Origin of the sequence: Saccharopolyspora sp. (assembly GCF_017434145.1) — a bacterium.
GTDB classification, from domain to species: Bacteria; Actinomycetota; Actinomycetes; order Mycobacteriales; family Pseudonocardiaceae; genus Saccharopolyspora_C; species Saccharopolyspora_C galaxeae.
Genome location: NZ_JAFRFW010000342.1, coordinates 1 through 5,693 on the forward strand (window position 1 = coordinate 1; position 5,693 = coordinate 5,693).

Below are 5,693 nucleotides of genomic sequence, written 5' to 3' on the forward strand. Positions count from 1 at the left end.
ACCCGGACGCGGCCGCGCAGGTCCCGCGCGCGCACTGACAGCGCCGTGCAGCAGTGCCGCCCGCTCCCGGAGCGGGCGGCACTTTTTCGCCCGGGAAAAGTGGACTTCTGTTCTGCTCCGGAATTGGCTGTTCGGAATGGCCACTGGCGCGCGCAGGATGTCGGCATGACCGAACGAACCACCGCCGCACCTGCCGCCTCAGCACCGCTGTCCCCGACTCCCCGCAGCAGCCTGGGCCGCAAGAAGGAACGCGCGGGCACCGACCGCGCAGAGCTGCACGCGATCCTCGACGCGGCGCTGGTCTGCCACCTCGGCCTGGTCCTCGACGGCCATCCGGTCGTGCTGCCCACCGGGATCGGCCGCGACGCGGAAACCCTCTACCTGCACGGCTCCAGCGGCGCGCGCAGCCTGCTGGCCGCCGAAGCCGAGCCCGAGGCGTGCGTGACCGTCACGCTGCTGGACGAGATCATTTATGCCCGCTCGCTGCAGCACCACTCGATGAACTACCGCAGCGCGGTCATCCACGGCCGGTTGCGGGCGGTGACCGATCCGGACGAGAAGCTGCACGGCCTGCGGGTGCTGACCGAGCACCTCGCGCCGGGCTCGTGGGAGCACGCGCGGGAGCCTTCCGCCAAGGAGCTCGCCGGGGTTTCGGTGGTGGCCATGCCGCTGGACGAAGCGTCGGTGAAGTCCCGCTCCGGCCCGCCCGGCGACGACCCGGCCGACGTCGAAGCCGCGGCGGCGTGGGCGGGCAGGCTGCCGCTGCGGCAGCAGTGGGGCGAACCGATCCCGGCCCCAGACCTCCCGGACGGCACCACCACACCCGCGCACGTCGCGCGCAGAGCGGCGCGCTGAAAGCTCGCGCAGCCGGGCGGCGAACCACCGGCGCCGCAAAGCAGGCCACCACTGGCTGCACCTGGTGCACTCGGCTGCAGATCGGACCAGAGCCGAACCGGACGGATCACGGCTCGGTCAGGACCACGACACCGTCCTGATCGCTGACCAGGTACTCCCCCGGCACGAATCGGACGCCGCCGAGTTCCACCACCTCGTCCACCGTTCCGTCACCGTTCTTCGAGCTCTTGCGCGGGTTCGAGCCGAGCGCCTTCACCCCGAACTCCATCTCGGCCAGCACCGCCGCGTCCCGCACCGCGCCGTTGATCACGACACCGCTCCAGCCGTTGGAGCGGCCCAGCTCCGCGATCAGGTCCCCGATCAGCGCGGTGTGCACCGAGCTCGCGCCGTCGATGACGAGCACCTGCCCCTCCCCCGGCTCGGAGAGCACCTTCTTCAGCAGCGCGTTGTCCTGGAAGCAGGTCACCGTGCGGATCCGGCCCGCGAACTCGGTGCGTCCGCCGTACTGCCGGAACTGCACGTCGCAACTGCGGACCTGCGGGCCTTCCCGGTCGGCGAGGTCAGCGGTGGACACGTCCATCCAAGGTCTCCTCATCTGGCTGGCGGCGCCGTGCCCGCCACGCACGGTCTGATTTCGGGCGAGAGTAGCGGGTGATCCGCGCGCCGATCCCGCGGCCGCGAGCAACGCCACAGCGGCTCGCCCCGAGCGGAAACCGGGGATTCCCGAGCAGACCTGCGATCAGTGCCGCGCCGGCTGCTCCGGCACGTCGGCGGTGTGGTTCGCGCGCAGCCAGCCGCACCAGTCGTCGAGGCCGTCACCGCACTTGGCCGACAGCGGCAGCACCCGGATGCCCGGGTGGACGTGCCGCGCGTGCGCCACGAACCGCTGCACGTCGAACTCCAGGTGCGGCAGCAGGTCCGTCTTGTTCAGCAGCACCAGGTCGGTGCCGCGGAAGACGTGCGGGTACTTCAGCGGCTTGTCCTCGCCCTCGGTGGTCGACACGATCAGCACCCGCCGGTGCTCGCCGAGGTCGAACAGCGCCGGGGCGGCGAGGTTGCCGATGTTCTCGATGAACACCATCGAACGCCCGGCCGGCTGCAGCGAGCGCAGCCCCTCCTCGACCATGTCCGCGTCCAGGTGTCCGCCGCAACCGGTGTTGATCTGCACCACCCGGCAGCCCGCGGTGCGCAGCCGGTCGGCGTCGAGGTGGGTCTCCTGATCGCCTTCGATCACCGAGATGGACATCGCGGGTGCCAGTTCGCCGAGCGTGCGCTCCAGCAGCGTGGTCTTGCCGGAACCGGGCGAACTCATCAGGTGCAGCGCGAGGATCCTGCGGTGTGCCAACGCCTTGCGGGTCCGTTCGGCGCCGGAGCTGCGCTGCCGCGGCACCGGGTCGTCCGAATAGGACGGTGCGGTACCGCCGGATTCCGGGAATTCCGGCCCGGAGAGCCGGACCCCGCCGCGGTCGCCTCTTGCGCACCCACCGCACATGGTCACTGCACCTCCACGCGTGGCGTCCAGGCCGAGTCCGGTGGATCCGTCCCCAACGCGGTAAAGATCATCTCATCGTGGCAGAGAGCCGGACGGTTCTCCACACCGGAAGAGCCGCCGAGCGCCCCGGAAACGCACTTCACGCGGACAGAGCAACGCATACGGCGCCGTCATCCTCGCGCAGTGACAACGAAATCAGCCGCAGCCTCGGGCGCTTGCGCCCGACACCGCCCGCCCGCACGTCGTAGGGCTCGAAGCAGCCGGGGCACCACAGCAATCCGCCGTCCAACCGGCCACCGCCGACCGGCAGCCCGCACTGCGGGCACTCGTCGCGGAACGCCCGCACCGCACCGTCCACTTTGCACACCGCCACGTACGGTCCCGCGCGGCGCGCGGAATCGGAGTCATCGGCGATGCGGGTCGTGACGACCTCGCCCTCGGCCGGTCGCACCGCGCCGACGATCCGCAACCACCCGGTGGGCGGGCGGACCTCGGCGGAGAACCCCATGCTGGCCTGCTTCCCGTCAGCGACGATTCGCGTTGCGGCGCGCCACCAAAGCTAAGACGGCCGGAATCCCCGGCACAACTCGATGTTCCGCGGCGCGGGCAAACGAAAGCGGGCGGGGAGGGAAACTCCCCGCCCGCCCGCGGCGAACACGTGCTCAGCGCCCGCGGCGCTCCTGCAACCTGGACAGCGCCTCGTCGAGGATGGCCATGCCGTCGGAGTCGCTGCGGCGTTCCTTCACGTACGCCAAGTGGCTCTTGTACGGCTCGTTGCGCCGGGCCTCCGGCGGGTTCTCCTCGTCCTGACCCGCGGGCAGGCCGCACCGCGGGCAATCCCACTCGTCGGGCACCTCCGCGTCCATCGAGAAGAACGGGCGCGTGTGGTGGCCGTTGGCGCACCAGTAGTCGACCCGCCTGCGCGGCGCCGACTCACCCCGCTCGGTCTCACCCATCGGGCCCGCGCCGACGCGCGTGCCGCGGATCGCGTTACCGCCAGTCATGCCCTCTCACCCACCAAGCCGCACCGAACGACCGGCCATCGCGGCCGGCCGCTGCTGGTCCCACCAGCTCGCCGGTTCCGCTCAGCTGCCGACCGAGATCATCAGGCCGGTGCCGACGATGGAGATGACCCACAGCGCGATGACGAACAACGTCATCCGATCCAGGTTCTTCTCCGCCACGCTGGAACCGGACAGGCTGGACTGCATACCGCCGCCGAAGAGCGAGGAGAGCCCGCCGCCCTTTGCCTTGTGCAGCAGCACCAGCAGCACCAGCAGCACACTCGTCACGATCAACATGATCTGCAGGAAAAGACTCATCACGCCCTCGTTCACACAGCGGTTCGCCACTGAGAGTACCGGGTGGGCTCCGGGCGGTGGACCGCCGTCCGCCTTAGCCGGTCTCGAAGTTCCATATCGCGCGGCGGGTGCGGCCGGCGGGGATCCCGCCGGCCGGCCCCCGGTCAGGGCAGCGGGCCGCCCGCGGCCATGGCGCTGAGCTTGGCGAACTCGTCGCCGTTGAGGCTCGCACCGCCGACCAGCGCGCCGTCCACGTCGCTCTGGCCGACCAGTTCACCGATGTTGCTGGACTTCACCGAGCCGCCGTAGAGCACCCGCACCTCGTCGGCGATCTCGTTGCCGTACTTGTCCGCCAGCGCCTTGCGGACCGCGCCGCAGACCTCCTGCGCGTCGTCGGCGGTGGCGACCTTGCCGGTGCCGATCGCCCACACCGGCTCGTAGGCCACCACGACCTGGCGGACCTGCTCGGCCTTGAGCCCCTTCAGCGCGTTGATCAACTGCGTGGTGCAGTGCTCGACGTGCCCGCCGGACTCGCGGACCTCCAGGGCCTCGCCGATGCACAGGATCGGCGTCATGTCGTTCTTGAGCACCGCGCGCACCTTGCGGTTGACGACCTCGTCGGTCTCGGCGTGCTGCTCGCGGCGCTCGGAGTGCCCGACCACGACGTAGCTGCAGCCCAGCTTCGCCAGCATCGGGCCGGACACCTCGCCGGTGTAGGCGCCGGACTCGTGCTCGGAGACGTCCTGCGCGCCGTGCTTGAGCAGCAGCTTGTCCCCGTCGATCAGGGTCTGCACGCTGCGGATGTCGGTGAACGGCGGGATCACCGCCACCTCGACCTTCGAGAAGTACTTCTCGGGCAGCGCGAAAGCGACCTTCTGCACCAGGGCGATGGCCTCCAGGTGGTTCAGGTTCATCTTCCAGTTGCCCGCGATCAGGGGTGTCCTGGCCATCAGTCGCCGCCCTCCAGCACTGCCACGCCCGGCAGCTCCTTGCCTTCCAGGAATTCCAGCGAGGCGCCGCCCCCGGTGGAGATGTGCGAGAACCCGTCCTCGGGCAACCCGAGGGTGCGCACCGCGGCCGCGGAGTCACCGCCGCCGACCACGCTGAACGAGTCGGAGTCCACGATCGCCTGCGCGAGACCGCGGGTGCCCGCGGCGAACGCGTCGAACTCGAACACGCCCGCCGGGCCGTTCCAGAACACCGTCCCGGCCGAGCGCAGCGCGCCGGCGAACAGCTCGACGCTGCGCGGGCCGATGTCCAGGCCCATCCAGCCGTCCGGGATCGCCCCGGAGTCCACGACCTGCACCTGCGCGTCGGCGGCGAACCGGTCGGCGGCCACCACGTCGACCGGCAGCACGAGCTTGTCGCCGTGGCGCTCCAGCAGCTCGCGGGTCGCCGCGAGCTGGTCCTCCTGCAGCAGCGAGGAGCCGACCTGGTAGCCCTTCGCGGCCAGGAAGGTGTAGGCCATGCCGCCGCCGATGAGCAGCTTGTCCACCTTCGGCAGCAGCGCCTCGATCACCCCGAACTTGTCGGAGACCTTCGAGCCGCCGAGCACCACCACGTACGGCCGCCGCGGGTCGCCGGTCAGCGTGCGCAGCACGTCGACCTCGGACAGCACGAGCCCGCCCGCGTAGCCCGGCAGCAGCTTCGCCACGTCGTAGACCGACGCCTGCTTGCGGTGCACCACGCCGAAACCGTCCGAGACGAACGCTCCGTCCGGACCGATCAGGTCGACCAGCTCCTGGGCGAACGCACCGCGCTCGGCATCGTCCTTGCTGGTCTCGCGCGGGTCGAAGCGCACGTTCTCCAAGAGCCCGACCGAGCCGTCGGCGAGGCCGTCGACCACCGAGCGGGCCGAGTCGCCCACCACGTCGCCCGCCGGGGCGACGTGCGCGCCGAGCAGCTCGCCGAGGCGGCGGGCTACCGGGGCCAGCGAGAACTGCGGATCCGGCTCGCCCTTGGGGCGGCCGAGGTGGGCGGTGACGACGACGCGCGCACCCGCCCCGATCAGCTTTTCGATCGTCGGCAACGACGCGCGCACCCGG

8 protein-coding genes are annotated in these 5,693 nt (G+C 70.9%); 1 reads left to right on the top strand and 7 read right to left on the bottom strand.

Annotated elements, in window-relative coordinates:
- Positions 1-165 precede the first annotated feature (165 nt).
- The gene (locus tag IJH84_RS09520) at positions 166-855 is read left to right on the top strand and encodes a pyridoxamine 5'-phosphate oxidase family protein (protein WP_200069758.1); all 690 of its coding nucleotides are present in this window, start codon (positions 166-168) and stop codon (positions 853-855) included.
- 106 nt (positions 856-961) lie between these two features.
- Here IJH84_RS09520 and rraA read toward each other — a convergent pair whose 3' ends face one another.
- The 7 genes from rraA to pgk form a co-directional block, all read right to left on the bottom strand.
- Entirely contained in the window at positions 962-1,435 is a 474-nt protein-coding gene (gene rraA, locus IJH84_RS09525; RefSeq protein ID WP_200069759.1) for a ribonuclease E activity regulator RraA, read from the bottom strand.
- Positions 1,436-1,594: 159 nt separating this feature from the next.
- Positions 1,595-2,347, bottom strand: coding sequence for a hydrogenase nickel incorporation protein HypB (hypB, locus tag IJH84_RS09530; protein WP_295142846.1), 753 nt, complete (start codon positions 2,345-2,347; stop codon positions 1,595-1,597).
- A gap of 139 nt (positions 2,348-2,486) precedes the next feature.
- Positions 2,487-2,855, bottom strand: coding sequence for a hypothetical protein (locus IJH84_RS09535; RefSeq protein ID WP_200069760.1), 369 nt, complete (start codon positions 2,853-2,855; stop codon positions 2,487-2,489).
- 154 nt (positions 2,856-3,009) lie between these two features.
- A complete protein-coding gene (locus IJH84_RS09540; protein WP_200069761.1) occupies positions 3,010-3,351 on the bottom strand; it encodes an RNA polymerase-binding protein RbpA in 342 nt (113 codons plus the stop codon).
- Positions 3,352-3,432: 81 nt separating this feature from the next.
- Positions 3,433-3,669 (bottom strand): preprotein translocase subunit SecG, encoded by a 237-nt coding sequence (gene secG, locus IJH84_RS09545; protein WP_200069762.1) that lies wholly within the window; start codon positions 3,667-3,669, stop codon positions 3,433-3,435.
- A 143-nt stretch (positions 3,670-3,812) separates the two neighbouring features.
- Positions 3,813-4,598: a triose-phosphate isomerase gene (tpiA, locus tag IJH84_RS09550; RefSeq protein ID WP_200069763.1), complete on the bottom strand. Its 786-nt coding sequence runs from the start codon at positions 4,596-4,598 to the stop codon at positions 3,813-3,815.
- Positions 4,598-5,693, bottom strand: a 1,096-nt coding sequence (gene pgk / locus IJH84_RS09555) for a phosphoglycerate kinase (protein WP_295142843.1), incomplete at its 5' end; no start/stop codon positions are given. The genes tpiA and pgk, both read right to left, overlap by 1 nt.

Coding starts and splice junctions, on each gene's coding strand:
- IJH84_RS09540 (WP_200069761.1), bottom strand. CDS start 3,351: ATGACTGGCGGTAACGCGATCCGCGGCACGCGCGTCGGCGCGGGCCCG.
- secG (WP_200069762.1), bottom strand. CDS start 3,669: ATGAGTCTTTTCCTGCAGATCATGTTGATCGTGACGAGTGTGCTGCTG.
- IJH84_RS09520 (WP_200069758.1), top strand. CDS start 166: ATGACCGAACGAACCACCGCCGCACCTGCCGCCTCAGCACCGCTGTCC.
- hypB (WP_295142846.1), bottom strand. CDS start 2,347: ATGTGCGGTGGGTGCGCAAGAGGCGACCGCGGCGGGGTCCGGCTCTCC.
- IJH84_RS09535 (WP_200069760.1), bottom strand. CDS start 2,855: ATGGGGTTCTCCGCCGAGGTCCGCCCGCCCACCGGGTGGTTGCGGATC.
- tpiA (WP_200069763.1), bottom strand. CDS start 4,598: ATGGCCAGGACACCCCTGATCGCGGGCAACTGGAAGATGAACCTGAAC.
- rraA (WP_200069759.1), bottom strand. CDS start 1,435: ATGGACGTGTCCACCGCTGACCTCGCCGACCGGGAAGGCCCGCAGGTC.